At 63.7% G+C, this 14,012-nt stretch carries 12 protein-coding genes; 9 read left to right on the plus strand and 3 right to left on the minus strand.

Annotation, left to right across the window (positions count from 1 at the left end; translation table 11 throughout):
- The first annotated feature begins 23 nt into the window (after window positions 1-23).
- From H3V53_RS09775 to H3V53_RS09800, 6 genes are all read left to right on the plus strand, one after another.
- Window positions 24-1,166 carry an acyl-CoA dehydrogenase family protein gene (locus H3V53_RS09775; protein WP_336597782.1) on the plus strand — a complete coding sequence of 381 codons (1,143 nt, stop codon included), beginning with the start codon at window positions 24-26 and terminating at the stop codon, window positions 1,164-1,166.
- 251 nt (window positions 1,167-1,417) lie between these two features.
- Window positions 1,418-2,599 (plus strand): lipid-transfer protein, encoded by a 1,182-nt coding sequence (locus tag H3V53_RS09780; protein ID WP_336597783.1) that lies wholly within the window; start codon window positions 1,418-1,420, stop codon window positions 2,597-2,599.
- Between the two features lie 12 nt (window positions 2,600-2,611).
- A complete protein-coding gene (locus tag H3V53_RS09785) occupies window positions 2,612-3,811 on the plus strand; it encodes an acyl-CoA dehydrogenase family protein (protein WP_336597784.1) in 1,200 nt (399 codons plus the stop codon).
- 15 nt (window positions 3,812-3,826) lie between these two features.
- A complete protein-coding gene (locus tag H3V53_RS09790) occupies window positions 3,827-4,981 on the plus strand; it encodes an acyl-CoA dehydrogenase family protein (protein WP_336597785.1) in 1,155 nt (384 codons plus the stop codon).
- Window positions 4,978-5,433, plus strand: coding sequence for a MaoC family dehydratase (locus H3V53_RS09795; protein ID WP_336597786.1), 456 nt, complete (start codon window positions 4,978-4,980; stop codon window positions 5,431-5,433). The genes H3V53_RS09790 and H3V53_RS09795 overlap by 4 nt, the downstream gene beginning before the upstream one ends.
- 36 nt (window positions 5,434-5,469) lie before the next feature.
- On the plus strand, window positions 5,470-6,372 hold the full coding sequence (locus tag H3V53_RS09800) for an SDR family NAD(P)-dependent oxidoreductase (protein WP_336597787.1): 903 nt from the start codon (window positions 5,470-5,472) through the stop codon (window positions 6,370-6,372).
- A 99-nt stretch (window positions 6,373-6,471) separates the two neighbouring features.
- Here the strand turns inward: H3V53_RS09800 and H3V53_RS09805 are convergent, their stop codons facing one another.
- A complete protein-coding gene (locus tag H3V53_RS09805) occupies window positions 6,472-7,617 on the minus strand; it encodes an acyl-CoA dehydrogenase family protein (RefSeq protein ID WP_336597788.1) in 1,146 nt (381 codons plus the stop codon).
- Between the two features lie 60 nt (window positions 7,618-7,677).
- Window positions 7,678-8,799: a CaiB/BaiF CoA transferase family protein gene (locus H3V53_RS09810; RefSeq protein ID WP_336597789.1), complete on the minus strand. Its 1,122-nt coding sequence runs from the start codon at window positions 8,797-8,799 to the stop codon at window positions 7,678-7,680.
- 332 nt (window positions 8,800-9,131) lie between these two features.
- Between H3V53_RS09810 and H3V53_RS09815 the strand changes: the two genes are divergently transcribed.
- The 3 genes from H3V53_RS09815 to H3V53_RS09825 all read left to right on the plus strand — a co-directional run bounded on the left by H3V53_RS09815 (window position 9,132) and on the right by H3V53_RS09825 (window position 11,369).
- Window positions 9,132-10,247 carry a porin gene (locus H3V53_RS09815; RefSeq protein ID WP_336597790.1) on the plus strand — a complete coding sequence of 372 codons (1,116 nt, stop codon included), beginning with the start codon at window positions 9,132-9,134 and terminating at the stop codon, window positions 10,245-10,247.
- Between the two features lie 58 nt (window positions 10,248-10,305).
- On the plus strand, window positions 10,306-11,052 hold the full coding sequence (locus H3V53_RS09820; RefSeq protein WP_336597791.1) for an SDR family NAD(P)-dependent oxidoreductase: 747 nt from the start codon (window positions 10,306-10,308) through the stop codon (window positions 11,050-11,052).
- Between the two features lie 65 nt (window positions 11,053-11,117).
- Window positions 11,118-11,369, plus strand: a complete 252-nt coding sequence (locus tag H3V53_RS09825) for a hypothetical protein (RefSeq protein WP_336597792.1) — start codon at window positions 11,118-11,120, stop codon at window positions 11,367-11,369.
- A gap of 19 nt (window positions 11,370-11,388) precedes the next feature.
- Here H3V53_RS09825 and H3V53_RS09830 read toward each other — a convergent pair whose 3' ends face one another.
- Entirely contained in the window at window positions 11,389-13,932 is a 2,544-nt protein-coding gene (locus tag H3V53_RS09830) for an adenosylcobalamin-dependent ribonucleoside-diphosphate reductase (RefSeq protein ID WP_336597793.1), read from the minus strand.
- Between the last annotated feature and the right edge of the window lie 80 nt (window positions 13,933-14,012).

Raw genomic sequence — 14,012 nt, forward strand, 5'->3', positions numbered from 1 at the left:
TCGAATCGAACAAGGAAAACAACATGCCTTATCAATTGCCCACCGAAGAGCAGAATCTGGCCGTCGAGAGCTTTCGCAAGTTCCTGCAGGCGGAAGTCAAGCCCGTTGCCAGAGAGTACCGCGACCGCTTCATTCCGAAAGAAAAGATGCGCGAACTCACGCAGCGTATCGCCGAGTTCGGCCTGCCCGGCTGCACGATCCCCGTCGAATACGGCGGCATGGGCTGGACGTTCACCATGCAAGGCATGTTGTTCGAGGAACTGGTGGCGTGCTCATGCGACATCGCCTTGTGCGTCATGCTCAACATGGGCCTTGCGATGATGCTGACCAAGGCTCGCCCGGAAGTGCGCGACAAGTACATGCCAGGCGTGCTGGCCGGCAAGATTTTCGGCTCGATCGGAATCAGCGAGCCCGACGTCGGTTCCAACGTCGCCGAGCTCAAGACGCGGGCCGTGCGCGACGGCGATCACTTCGTCGTCAATGGCGAAAAGACTTGGATCACGAACGGCGTGTATTCGGACGTGCTGATTTGCACGGTTCGTGGCGAGAAGGGCCTGTCGCACATCCTGATCGACCGTAACGAGCATGGCTACGAATCACGCAACATCGACAAGATCGCATTGAGCTCGCAATCAACGGCACAGATTTTCATTACCGATGCACGCGTGCCGGATACCCATCTGATCGGCGAGGAAGGCGACGGCCTGCGCAACACAATGAAGGTGTTCGAGAATGCGCGCGCACACGTCGGCACGCTGTCGGTCGGGATCATGCGCGCGGCGCTGGAGGAATCGATCGCGTATGCGAAGGAGCGCAAGCAGTTCGGCAAGGTGATCGCCGCACATCAGTTGATCGCGGCCAAACTTGCCAACATGGCGATCATGGTCGACGCCGCGCGCCTCATGTGCCAGCGCGTATTCGGACTAATCGACGCGGGTGTGCGTTGCGACATGCAATCGTCGATGGCGAAGGCGTTCGCGACCGAGGCCGCCGTCAAGGTGTGCCGCGACGCCGTGCAGCTGCATGGCGGCAATGGCATCACGAAGGAGTTCAATGTCGAGCGGCTGTTGCGCGAAGCGATCATTATCCCGATTCCCGACGGCACGACGGAGATCCAGCAGTTGATCATCGCGCGCGCGCTGACGGGTGTGGCGGCGTTTGCGTAAGAACGTGGGAATGTAGCAAGTATTGCGTGTGGCCGGTTGTGTGTCTGTCTGACTGGCCCTTTAGGGTTCTTCGTCCTGGCTCACGAAGAACCACTTTTTCTTTGCGGATGCGCCCATTGCAGTGAGAATGGGTTGCAGTGTCGGGTGCTGCGTTCCCCCTTCAAACGAGGGGCGCGGCATTCGGCACGCTTGCCTATGATAAATGCATAACGTTCGCCCAATCGGCGTTCATCACAATGGAAGGAGAACATATGACGCGCAAAGTCGTCGTCGCGGGAGTGGGCATGGTTCCATTCACCAAGCCGGGCGCCAGCGAAACTTATGACCTGATGGGTGCGCAGGCTGCGCGGCTCGCGCTGGCCGATGCCGGCGTCACCTATCAGTCGCTCCAGCAGGCTTATGCCTGTTTCGTCTATGGCGACTCGACGGCTGGACAACGCGCGCTGTATCACGTCGGCATGACGGGGCTGCCCATCATCAACGTCAACAACAATTGCTCGACGGGATCGACGGGCCTGTTCCTGGCGCGCCAGGCGATCGAAGCAGGCGCGCTCGACATCGCGCTCGTGGTCGGCTTCGAGCAGATGAATCCGGGCGCGCTCGGCAGCTACTTCAACGATCGGCCGCTGCCTTCGGAACTCTTCCTGAAGCAGTGCGACCGCCTCGGCGTGCCGCCGGAGGTTGCGCCTGCACTGCGCATCTTCGGCGGCGCGGGTATGGAGCATATGAAACGCTTCGGCACACCGCTCGAGAGCTTCGCGAAGATTCGCGCCAAGGCGAGCCGGCACGCCGCGAAGAATCCTCTCGCCGTGTTCCGCAAGATCGTCACGCCGGAAGACGTATTGGCCGACCAGATCATGTGGCCCGGCGTGATGACGCGCCTGATGGCCTGCCCGCCCACATGCGGCGCGGCGGCGGCGGTGCTGTGCAGCGAAGACTACGCGCGCCGGCACGGCCTCGATACGCGCGTCTGGATCGCCGCGCAGGCGCTGACGACGGACGGCCCGGAGTCGCTCGAAGGCGACGATCTGCGCGATGTCGCCGGCTTCAGCATGTCGCGCAACGCGGCGCGCCAGACGTATGAGCGCGCAGGCATCGGTGCGGAAGACGTGGACGTCGTCGAGTTGCACGATTGCTTCGCGCACAACGAACTGATTACCTACGAAGCGCTCGGCCTGTGCCCGGAAGGCGGCGCGGCGAAGTTCATCGACGACGGCGACAACACCTATGGCGGTCGCTACGTCGTCAATCCATCCGGCGGTCTGTTGTCGAAAGGGCATCCGCTCGGCGCCACGGGCCTTGCGCAGTGCACGGAACTGGTCCAGCAACTGCGCGGCACGGCGGGCGAACGTCAGATCGACGGCGCGCGTATCGCGTTGCAGCACAATGTCGGCATTGGCGGCGCGTGTGTCGTCACGATGTATCGCAACTGACGGGAGACGCCGATGGACTTCCAACCCGATGCGGGACTCGATGCCTTCCGGGCAGAGGTGCGCGCGTTCCTGCGCGACAACCTGCCGCGAGAACTGGCGGGCAAACCAGTGGGCAGCGTGCGCTCGATGCGCCCCGATCTCATGCGCTGGCAACAGATCCTGCACAGGCAAGGCTGGGGTGCGCCGTACTGGGCAAAGAAGGATGGTGGCACGGGCTGGTCTGTGCTTCAGCGGCTCGTGTTCGACGAAGAATGCGTGGCGGCCGGCGCGCCGACACAAGACGGTTTCGCGCACAAACTGCTGGGGCCGGTGTTGAACGCGTTCGCATCGGAAGAGCAAAAGGCGGCGCACGTTCCTCATATACTGAGCGGCGAGCGTCTGTGGTGTCAGGGCTTCTCCGAGCCGGGCTCGGGTTCGGATCTTGCATCGCTGCGCACGCGCGCGGAGCGCGAGGGCGACTTCTATGTCGTCAACGGCCAGAAGATCTGGACCAGCTATGCACACGAATCCGACTGGATCTTTCTGCTGGTGCGCACCGATGCCGAGGTGAAGAAGCAGGCGGGCATCAGCTTTCTGCTGGTCGATATGAAAACGCCGGGCATCACCGTGCGCCCCATCCGCAGTATCGACGATTGCCATCACCTGAATGAGACGTTCTTCGATAACGTGCGCGTGCCCGTTGCCAACCGCATCGGTGCGGAGGGCGATGGCTGGACCATCACGAAGTTCCTCCTGAACAACGAGCACGCGAGCGCGGCGGAATTGCCGCTGTTGCGCCGCTATCTGATGCAGCTGCGCCAACTCGCGGCAATTCAACGGGTGGGCCGCGAGCCGCTGATCGCGCGGCCCGAATTCGCGCTGCGGCTCGCCCGCATGGAAGCCGAGGTCAGCGCGATCGCCATGATGGTCAAGCGCGTCGCGGCCCTGGAGCAGGACCATAGTCCGGCTGCGCACGCGTTGGGCTCGATGCTGAAAGTTCGCGGCACCGAGTTGCAGCAGCGCATCAGCTCGCTCATGGTCGAGGCGCTCGGCGATTATGGCGCCGTCGCCTATCCCGAGCCGCACCACGCATGCGAAGGCGAGCCCATGCCGTTTCAGGAAACCGGCCGGGGCATCGCGAACGAAATGTTCTTCCGTCGCGCGTCGACGATCTATGGCGGCACGAGCGAGGTCCAGCGCGGAATCATCGCGAAGATGCTTTTTCAACTCTGAGCGGCCGGACCGATCATGAACTTCAATCTCAATGCAGAGCAGCAACTGCTGCAGGACAGCGTCCGTCGTTTCGTCGACAGGGAATATAGCTTCGATGCACGCGCGGCACTCATCAAAGCGCGTTCGCCGTCACACGCGGCGCATTGGCAGACCTTCGCCGAGAACGGCTGGCTGGCTGCGGCGCTGCCCGAATCGTGCGGCGGGCTCGGCGGGACGCTGATCGACACGGTGTTGATCGCTGGCGAACTGGGCCGAGGCCTCGTGCTGGAACCGTGGCTCGGCTGCGCGGTCCTGGCTGCGCAAACGCTGCTCGCGGCCGGCACGAAGTCGCAGTGCGAGGCGTGGCTGCCGTCGGTCGCCGATGGATCGCGCAAGTTCGCGCTTGCGTATAGCGAGCCACAGTCGCATGGCCTGGCCGAGCCGGTCGAATCGCGCGCGCAGCCCGTCGCGAATGGTTATGCGCTCAACGGTCGCAAGACGCTGGTGCTCGGGGGCGCCGACGCCGATGTCTTCATCGTGTCGGCGCTGACGCCCGATGCCGACGGAATCACGCTGTTTCTGGTACATGCCGATACGCCTGGCCTGACGCGTCGCGCGTTGCCGTTGCATGACGGCAGCTTCGCCGCCGAACTGACCTTCGATCGTGCGCAAATCGCGCGCGACGCCGTGCTGGGCGAGCCCGGCCAAGGCCTGACGGCATTGCGACACGGCCTCGCGCACGCGACGGCTGTGCTGTCCGCGGAACTCGTCGGCGCAATGGAAAAGGCGATTGAACTCACCGCTGACTATCTGAAAGTGCGCAAGCAGTTTGGCGTGCCCATCGGGAGCTTCCAGGTACTGCAACACCGTATCGCAGACATGGCTGCGGACAAGGAGATCGCCCGCTCGATGCTCTACGCGTTGATCGCATCGCTCGAAAACGACGACGAGCCCGCGCGCCTGCGCGCCGTGTCGCAGGCGAAATCGCTGATCGGCCGCGCGGCGCGCTTCGTGTGCGCCCAAGCCATCCAGCTGCATGGCGGCATGGGTATGACGGAAGAATGCCAGGTCGGCCACTACTACAAGCGTGCCGTCGTCGCTGAAGCATTGTTCGGCAACGGCGACGCGCACGACGCGTTTTGCGCAGCGCAACTGCAACAAGATCTGCTTCATAAGGAAAACCACGCATGAAGAGTTTCGGGAAGATTGCTGATCTGCAGCCGCTCGTCGGCGAATCGATTGGCGTGAGCGACTGGCTGCTGATCGATCAGCAGCGCGTCAACCAGTTCGCGGACGCGACGGGCGATCATCAATGGATTCACGTCGATGTCGAACGCGCAACGCAAGGGCCGTTCGGCGGGACCATCGCACACGGCTTCCTGACGCTCAGTCTGCTGCCGGCATTTTTCGCGACCGCCTTCGAGATCAAGGAAACGAAAAGCGGCCTGAATTATGGGCTCGACAGAGTGCGCTTCATTTCGCCCGTGCCGGTGGGCAGTCGCCTGCGCGCGCATTTCCGGCTGATCGACTGGACGGCGATCAGTCACGGCGGCGCGCAGTTGAAGGTCGAGATGACCGTGGAATGCGAGGGCGCGGACAAGCCCGCCTGCATCGCGGAGCAGATCACGCGGTTCTTCCCCTGAATTCGCTTTAACGACAACAAGTCTGGAGATTCAAGCATGAGTATTCGCTTTGACGGAAAGGTCGCGATCGTGACGGGCGCCGGTGCGGGCCTCGGCCGCGCGCACGCGCTGGCGTTTGCGGCGCGCGGCGCGAAGGTCGTCGTCAACGATTTCGGCGGTGCGCGAGACGGCACAGGTGGATCATCGGAAGCGGCGCTTGCCGTGGTTGACGAGATTCGCAAGGCGGGCGGCGCGGCCATCGCGGATGGCGCGAACGTCGCCGACTTCGATCAGGTGCAAGCGATGGTCAAACGCGCGGTGACCGAGTTTGGGCGTGTCGACATTCTCGTGAACAACGCCGGCATTCTGCGCGACAAGAGCTTTGCGAAACTCGAGATGGCCGATATCAAGGCTGTTCTCGACGTGCATCTGATGGGCGCCTTCAACTGTTCGAAGGCCGTGTGGGACATCATGCGCGAGCAGAGCTATGGACGCATCGTGATGACGACGTCGTCTTCGGGCATGTATGGCAACTTCGGGCAAGCGAACTACGGCGCGGCGAAGATGGCGGTGATCGGCCTGATGAATGCGCTGACTACCGAGGGCCGCAAGAGCAACATTCGTATCAACACGATTGCACCGGTTGCCGCGACGCGCATGACAGCGGACATCCTGCCGGAAGCCATGCTGCAGCGTATCCAGCCGGAACGCGTGACGCCCGCGGTGTTGTTTCTCGCCAGCGACGGTGCGCCGTCGAAGACGATCATCGCGGCAGGTGGGGGTGCGTTCGCGGCAGCGACGATCGTCGAGACGGAACCGCTGCTGCTCGCCGATCAGGATGTGACGCCGGAAGGCATTGCGGCACACTTTAGCGAGATCGCGAACTGGAATAGCGCGCGTGCCTACGACGAGTCGGGACATCAAGTGCAGGCGTTTCTGAAGCTAGCCTGCGGCCAGTAGGGCGCGGCGCTTTTTGCGCAGTTTCGTCTCGTCAATTCGACCGCCGCAATCGCGGCGGTTTTTTCTGTTGCAAACGACGCGCGATGCGCCCGTTTCGCGTCAGTCCAGATGACGTGAAATGATCAGCTTTTGGATGTGGCTCGTTCCTTCATAGATCTTCGTGATGCGTACGTCTCGCAAGTATCGCTCGACGGGGAAGTCGGTCAGATAGCCGTAGCCGCCGTGTATCTGCAGCGCATCAGAACAGACTTTCTCGGCGATCTCGCTGGCGAACAGTTTCGCGATCGATGCTTCCTTGATGCAGTCGACGCCGGCATCGCGAAGGCGCGCGGCGTGCAGACAGTATTGCCACGCCACCTCGACCTGGGCTGCCATGTCGGCGAGGTCGAAGGCCACGCCTTGGAGCTTCAGTAGCGGTGCACCGTACGCTTCGCGTTCGCGCGCATATTTGACGGCCGCGTCGAGCGCTGCACGCGCCACACCCGCCGCGATAAACGCAATGCCGATGCGCCCGTCGCTCAACCCGGTCATGACCGTGCGATATCCGTCGCCTTCGCCGCCAAGCAGATTCGCAGCCGGCGCGTGGTAGTCTTCAAGCGCGATTTGCGCAGTGTGGGCGGTATGCTGGCCGAGCTTGCTCTCGATGCGCGTGACATGGTAGCCGGGCGTGCTCGGGTCGATGATGAAGGTGCTGGCGCCGCGCTTGCCAGCCGTCTTGTCCGTGATCGCGAATGCAATGCCGACGCCCGCTTCGCTGCCGTTCGAGATGAACTGCTTGGTGCCGTTGAGCACATAGTGGTCGCCGTCGCGCCGCGCGCTTGTGCGCAGCGCCGCGGTGTCGGAGCCGGCATGCGGTTCGGTCAGCAGGAACGCGCCGATCGATGTGCCGTTTGCCATCGCAGGCAGGTATCGCTGCTTCTGCTCGTCGCTGCCATGTTCGGCAATGCACATCGCCGTGAAGTTGTGCACGTGGACGATGGTCGCGAGCCCGGCGTCGACTTTGGCGAACTCATGCTGGGCCACGCAGAAGTCGAGCACGCTCGCGCCCGTGCCGCCATATTGCTCGGGAATCAGCATGCCCAGAAATCCAAGTTCGGCGAGCGCCCGAAGTTCGTTGCGCGGCCACGCGGATTCCAGGTCGCGCTTCGCGGCCGTCGGGCCGACAATTTCGCTCGCGACGCGTCGCGCGGTGTCGCGTATCAGCGTCTGCTGTTCGGTCAGAAATGCGTTCGTCATGTCTGTCATGGTGGGCCCGCGTTGATAGATGTCGGGTGGGATGGGCGAGAGGCGCGGGGCATTTGCGGATCAGCCGTTGGCCCAGTCGCGCAGCACGGCGTCGTTATGCTGCCCGCGGCGCGGGATCGGACCGGGCGCGCCCGCGGGCGTCGCCGAGAATCGCGGCGCGGGGTTCGGCTGTAACGCGCCGCCTTCGCGTGTATAGACGCCGCGCGCTCGCAAATGCGGATGATCGGCTGCTTCGTCCGGGCTCAGGACGGGCGCGAAGCACGCGTCGGTGCCTTCGAGCAGCGCGCACCATTCGGCGCGACTGCGGCTCGCGAACAGCGTGGCAAAGCGCTCGCGCAGTTGCGGCCACGCGCGCGGGTCATAGGGTTTGTCGAACGCGCCGTCGGCTTCGAGGCCTAACTTTTCCCGCAACTCCCGATAGAACTTCGGCTCCAGCGAGCCGACGGAGATAAATGCACCGTCGGCGCAGCGATAGGTGTTGTACCAGTGCGGTCCGTCGAGCAGACTTTGACCGCGTTGCGCGCGCATTTGACCGGATGCCTGCAGCGCCAGCAGCAATGACATCATGTGCGCGCTGCCATCGACGATCGCCGCATCGACAACTTGTCCCGTGCCTGTCGCGCGCGCGTTCAGGATGCCCGCCAGCAGACCGACGGCAAGGTACATCGCGCCACCGCCGACATCGCCTATGAGACTGGGCGGTGTGAGGGGCGCCTCGCCCGGTTGCCCCGCATACCAGAGCGCACCCGACAGGGCGATGTAGTTCAGATCGTGACCGGCGGCATGCGCGAGGGGACCATGCTGGCCCCAGCCCGTCATGCGCCCGTAGACGAGCCGCGGATTACGTTGCAGACAGATATCGGGAGCGAGCCCGAGACGCTCCATCACGCCCGGACGCATGCCTTCGACCAGCGCGTCGCAATGTTCGACGAGCCGCAGCACCGTATCGACGCCTTCAGGCGTTTTCAGGTCGACTGCGACGGAGCGCTTGCCGCGATTCGCGAGTTGCACATTGCCGAGATCCAGTGCATTGGCGTCCGATTTATCCGCTTCGAGGCGCTCGACCACGACGACATCCGCGCCCAGATCCGCGAACAGCATGCCGCAAAACGGACCGGGCCCGATTCCGGCTATTTCCAGCACTTTGAGCCCGGCAAGCGGGCCTTTTTTTATCGATGTCATTGGTTGTCCTGATCCATTTCGTCGAGCCAATGATAGAGAGCAGCAATACCTGCGACGCCCCCTATTCTTGAGGGGGGGAAACGCAAAACGACCGCGCCTATTCTTTGTCGTGCGGGAGTTGTGCGGTCATTCAAGTGCCGTACATCAAGAGAGCAGATCAGTCGTATTGCTCTCAATCCTCTCGCTAAAAACGATCAGTCGCTTCGGTTCGACGCCTGGTCATTCTGAAGATCGCAAGGCCTGGATGTGAGCCTGAGTTCGGATTGCGATCACGCATGAAATTGCACGATCGGTGCCCTTAGAGGCGCGAAAAAAAAATGAAGGAGACATGCATGCGTTGGGTTGGGAAAAGTATTTGCGGTGCTTCATTGCTGATCGCGGCGGGAGGCGCCGCGGCGCAGTCGTCCGTGACGCTGTATGGCGTAGCAGACGTGTTCGTCCAGTATCTGGGTAACGGCGCGCTGCATGGTTTTTCGGAGCGCAGCGGCGGCAACAGCGGCTCGAACTTCGGGCTCAAGGGTAGCGAAGATCTGGGCGGCGGTCTGAAAGCGGCATTCCAGCTCGAGAACGGCTACACGATCAATAACGGTGGGTTCTTCGTCGACAGCTCATCGCTGTTCTATCGTCAGGCGTGGGTGGGCGTCACGCACGACGACTACGGTTCGCTTACGTTCGGGCGCCAGTATCAGCCCACGTTCTGGGCCGTTTATCCCACCGATCCGTTCCGCGGCAACGAGGTGATGTCGCCGCTGTCGGCGGCCGCGAGTACGCTCGACAGGCACACGATCGCCACTATCGCCGCAACGGGCCGCAGCAGCAACTCGATCGTCTATCAGTCGCCCGTCATGGGCGGCGTGAAGCTGTATGCGATGTACGGTTTCGCGGCCACGTCGTCCCAGCCGGTGCCCATCTCTACGGGCAACATGTTCGACCTCGCCGTGACGTATGCGGGGGCGGGCGCATTCGTCGGCGTTGCGTACCAGAAGCAGCACGGCGGCACTGAAACGCTGCCGGGACTGCCGGGCGCCCTCAATCTGATGTCGACCGAGCGCTTCACGGGCGCGCTCGCGTATCGCTTCGGCATCGTCAATCTGCAGGCCAACTACACCTACAACCGTTCGATCGATGCGCCCGCAGGTTCTCTCGCTGCCAGGCTGGGTGCAGCGAACTCGTACAGCATCGCGGAAGTCGGCGCGACGGTCCAGGCCACCGCCGCGGATACGTTTGAGATTGCGGGTATCCAGCGCAAGGCGCGCGGCGTGCATGACAACACGCTGGGCATTCAGGTCGGCGCCGATCACAACCTGTCCAAGCGCACAACGCTCTACGCGCGCGCGGGCTACATGAAGAACAACGGCGCGGCGATGATGAGCTGGCCGGGCGTCGTGGCAAGCGGGCCGAATGCGTCGCAGGAACTCGTGGCGTTGGGTATGACGCACCGCTTCTGAGCTTGCTCGCCTGTCGCGATGGTGTCGGTGAACAACCAGCTGAACTGAAGGATAACGAATGGATCTGCGAGGCAAGGTGGCAGTCGTGACAGGCGCGGCATCGGGACTCGGTCTGGCGACCTGCAAGGGTCTCCGGGTGGCGGGAGCGACAGTGGTCGGGTTCGATCTGGACCAGCGCAAGCTCGATGACGTGCTCGGCCCCGATATAACGGGTATTGCCGTCGATGTCGCGAACGAGTCAAGTGTGCAGGCGGCGATCGATGCCGTCGTGTCGCTCCATGGCGGGGTCCACGTCGCCGTCAATTGTGCGGGCGTGCTCGGCCCGTGCAAGACGATTTCGAAAGGCCAACTGTTTCCGCTCGATCTGTGGAACCGGGTGCTCGCCGTCAACCTGACGGGGACGTTCAACGTGATCCGCCACGCAGCGCTCGCCATGACGCGCAACGAGCCGGCCGCGACGGGCGAACGCGGCGTGATCGTCAACACGTCGTCGGGGGCGGCGCGCGCCGGGCAGATGGGGCAGGCCGCCTACAGCGCGAGCAAGGCCGGCGTGATCGGCATGACGTTGCCAATCGCGCGCGACCTCGCCGAATACGGTGTCCGCGTGGTGTCGATTGCGCCAGGCCTGTTCGAATCGGGCATGTCGGCGGGCATGCCCGCGAAGGTGTCGGACGGATTGATCGAGAAGATGCTGTTCCCGCGCCGCATGGGTAACGCGGACGAGTTCGCGGCACTCGTGCGGCACGTCATCGAAAACGCTTATCTGAACGCGATGACGATCGATATCGATTGCGGCACGCGCTGACGGGTTGTGCAAGTGAAGCATGCGCCCGTGCGGCCGAAAGCCGAAGGGTGGCGATGGAGAAGGTGATGGGCGCTCGGGAAAGATCGCTGCGCGGTCAGGTTGAAAAGTGGCTGGGTTCCGCTTCGCGCGAATGCATCCGCGTCACGCGGTTTGGTCATTCGCGCAGCAATTCATGGCGCTATGTCTGTATCGAGGCGACGCATGTGGCCGGTCTGTACTCGTTCGTGTTCTTCCGGCACGATGACGGCTCATGGTGCGTGTTTCCGCCCGCCAGCGGCGGCTTTCCTGCGAGCCGCCGCGATTTCGGACTGAGCTAACGTCTGCAAGGCGCGCCGCTCAACCGCACGCGCCGATCTCCCCGCACGCGGTGCAAAAATCGCAGCCGTCCTTCCGGATGACCGCATGTGCGCCGCAGTTGCCGCAGGTACGGCCGTGCATCGTGCGCAGTTCCTGCGCGCCGCGTGCTGCTTCCGTGGTGTCGTCGATGGTCGATAGCGCATTGTCCGCAGTCGATGCATTCTGATTCGCCTGGCCGTGCGGCAAGCGCGCGAGCAGGCGCGACGGCACCTGGTTGCCTTCGGCATCGAGAAAGCCGCGGCGGTGCAAAATCTGCTGAAGCGCATACGCCAATGCCGCGACTTCCGAATCGTGCCAGCGCGGTGAACGGTGCCCATCCATCCGCTGCACTTCGCCGAGCCGCACCTGTCCGCGATCCCACGACACCTTGCGCAAGTCCTGCAGATTGCGCGCGACGAAGCCGCCGCGCGCGGCGAGTGACAGCGAGCGCATGGTCGCGGTGATCCATTGCTGCGACTCGTCGCGCTGTCCGGCGGGAATGAAAAACTCGATGGGGCGCTCGATCGTCACTTCCTCGCCGCCAACGCGCCCCGTCACTTCGATGAACGACACGGCCAGATACAGCGACTTCTTCCCGCCTGCCGTCAGGTATTCCACTTTCTCGATGATCGCGGGCAACTCGCCTTTCGGCCGATGATCGATCGCGATGCGCAACGGGTCGAGGTCGACTTCCGCGAGCGCATCGTCGGCCGTCGCGGCCGGCTCGCGCGACACGCTGAGCACGGCGCCGAGCGTTTCGTTTGGCCGATACGTGGCGAGTCCCTTGAGCCCGGCCTTCCACGCGTCGAAATAGAGGCTTTCGAATGCGTCGAACGGATAGTCGGCGGGGACGTTGACGGTCTTCGATATTGACGTGTCGATGTACGGCTGCACGGCCGCCATCATGTCCAGATGGTCGCGCGCTGACATCTCCAGCGCGCTGACGAAATAATCGGGCAGACGGCTGACGTCGCCGCCAAGCTCGCGATACAGCCGGTACGCGTGGTCTTCGACGGCGAACTGCTCGCGGCTGCCGTCGGCCATCACCTTCATGCGCGTGTAGGTCCACGAGAACGCCGGTTCGATGCCATTCGACGCGTTGTCCGCAAACGCGAGACTGACGGTGCCCGTCGGCGCGATCGACAGCAGGTGGCTGTTGCGGATGCCGTGCTTGCGGATCGCGTCCTTGATGTCGTTGGGCAGCCGCGACGCGAACGTGCCTTCTTCCAGATACTGCTTCGCGTTGAAGAGCGTGAACGCGCCGCGCTCGCGCGCGAGTTCGACGGACGCGCGATACGCTTCGTCGCGCATCAGCCGCGCGATGCGCACGGCGAAGTCGCGCCCTTCCTGCGAGTTGTAGCGCAGGCCCATCATCACGAGCGTATCGCCGAGGCCCGTGAAGCCGACGCCGATGCGCCGCTTCGCGCGCGACTCGTCGTATTGCTGCGGCAGCGGCCAGAGCGTCACGTCGAGCACGTCGTCGAGGAAGCGCACATGCGTGCGGGTGCGTTGCGCGAGCGCGTCCCAGTCGAACGACGGCGTGCCGCCGCGCCGCTGCGCGAACGGATCGATCACGAAGCGCGTGAGGTTCAGCGGACCGAGATTGCAGCAGCCGTACGCGGGCAGCGGTTGCTCGCCGCACGGATTGGTCGCGCGGATCGCTTCGACGGCGCGCAGATTGTTGTCGTCGTTCATCCGCGAGATGAACACGACGCCCGGTTCCGCGATGTCGTAAGTGGAACGCATGATGCGATCGAAGATATCCTTCGCGCGGCGCTCGCTGTAGATCCACATGCCGTCGTCGCGCTGGCGCATGTCGTTGGCGGCGCGCAGCGCGGGCGTCGGCTCCGCGCGATGCACGAGTTGCCAGATGTCATCGGCTTCGACGGCGCGCATGAATTCGTCGGTGACCGCGACGGAGACATTGAAATTGTTCCAGCGGCCTTTCGAATGCTTGGCTTCGATGAACTCGAGCAGATCGGGATGCGTGCAGTCGAGCACGGCCATCTGCGCGCCGCGCCGCGAGCCTGCGCTCTCGACGGTGCGGCACGAGGCATCGAACACGTCGATATAGCTGCACGGCCCCGACGCCGACGAGCTGGTTGTCTTGACGCGCGCGCCGCGCGGCCGGATCGCCGAGAAGTTGTAGCCGACACCGCCGCCGCGCCGCATCGTTTCGGCCGCCTGCAGCAGCGCCACATAGATGCCGGGCAGCCCTTGTTCGTCGACGCCCTGGATGGCATCGCCGACAGGCTGCACGAAGCAGTTGATCAACGTCGCCGCGATGCCCGCGCCCGCCGCGCTCATGATGCGGCCCGCGCCGAGCGCGCCGTTCTGCAGGTTCTCGACGAAGCGCGCTTCGATGGCGGGGCGCAAGCTTTCGGGCTCGGCGAGCGCGACGCCGCGCGCGACGCGGCGGTACACGTCATCGGCTGTCCGTTCGTCGCCTTTTGCGTATTTTTCCAGCAGGACGTCGAGCGAGAATTGCTGTGGCGCGACAGTGGTGGAATCCGGAGCGGACAGTTCGTTATCGGTGTCAGCCATGAGCAGCCTCGGGCGGGCGGCGCTCCAGCGTGACGCGCGAAATGCGCGGCGCTGCGTCGCGTGACGGTCACCTTAGCGCA

The organism is Paraburkholderia bengalensis, assembly GCF_037126505.1.
Lineage (GTDB): Bacteria > Pseudomonadota > Gammaproteobacteria > Burkholderiales > Burkholderiaceae > Paraburkholderia > Paraburkholderia bengalensis.

Bases quoted from the DNA above. Each gene is read 5' to 3' on its own strand.
- H3V53_RS09775 (WP_336597782.1), top strand. From the start codon at position 24: ATGCCTTATCAATTGCCCACCGAAGAGCAGAATCTGGCCGTCGAGAGC.
- H3V53_RS09780 (WP_336597783.1), top strand. From the start codon at position 1,418: ATGACGCGCAAAGTCGTCGTCGCGGGAGTGGGCATGGTTCCATTCACC.
- H3V53_RS09785 (WP_336597784.1), top strand. From the start codon at position 2,612: ATGGACTTCCAACCCGATGCGGGACTCGATGCCTTCCGGGCAGAGGTG.
- H3V53_RS09790 (WP_336597785.1), top strand. From the start codon at position 3,827: ATGAACTTCAATCTCAATGCAGAGCAGCAACTGCTGCAGGACAGCGTC.
- H3V53_RS09795 (WP_336597786.1), top strand. From the start codon at position 4,978: ATGAAGAGTTTCGGGAAGATTGCTGATCTGCAGCCGCTCGTCGGCGAA.
- H3V53_RS09800 (WP_336597787.1), top strand. From the start codon at position 5,470: ATGAGTATTCGCTTTGACGGAAAGGTCGCGATCGTGACGGGCGCCGGT.
- H3V53_RS09805 (WP_336597788.1), bottom strand. From the start codon at position 7,617: ATGACAGACATGACGAACGCATTTCTGACCGAACAGCAGACGCTGATA.
- H3V53_RS09810 (WP_336597789.1), bottom strand. From the start codon at position 8,799: ATGACATCGATAAAAAAAGGCCCGCTTGCCGGGCTCAAAGTGCTGGAA.
- H3V53_RS09815 (WP_336597790.1), top strand. From the start codon at position 9,132: ATGCGTTGGGTTGGGAAAAGTATTTGCGGTGCTTCATTGCTGATCGCG.
- H3V53_RS09820 (WP_336597791.1), top strand. From the start codon at position 10,306: ATGGATCTGCGAGGCAAGGTGGCAGTCGTGACAGGCGCGGCATCGGGA.
- H3V53_RS09825 (WP_336597792.1), top strand. From the start codon at position 11,118: ATGGGCGCTCGGGAAAGATCGCTGCGCGGTCAGGTTGAAAAGTGGCTG.
- H3V53_RS09830 (WP_336597793.1), bottom strand. From the start codon at position 13,932: ATGGCTGACACCGATAACGAACTGTCCGCTCCGGATTCCACCACTGTC.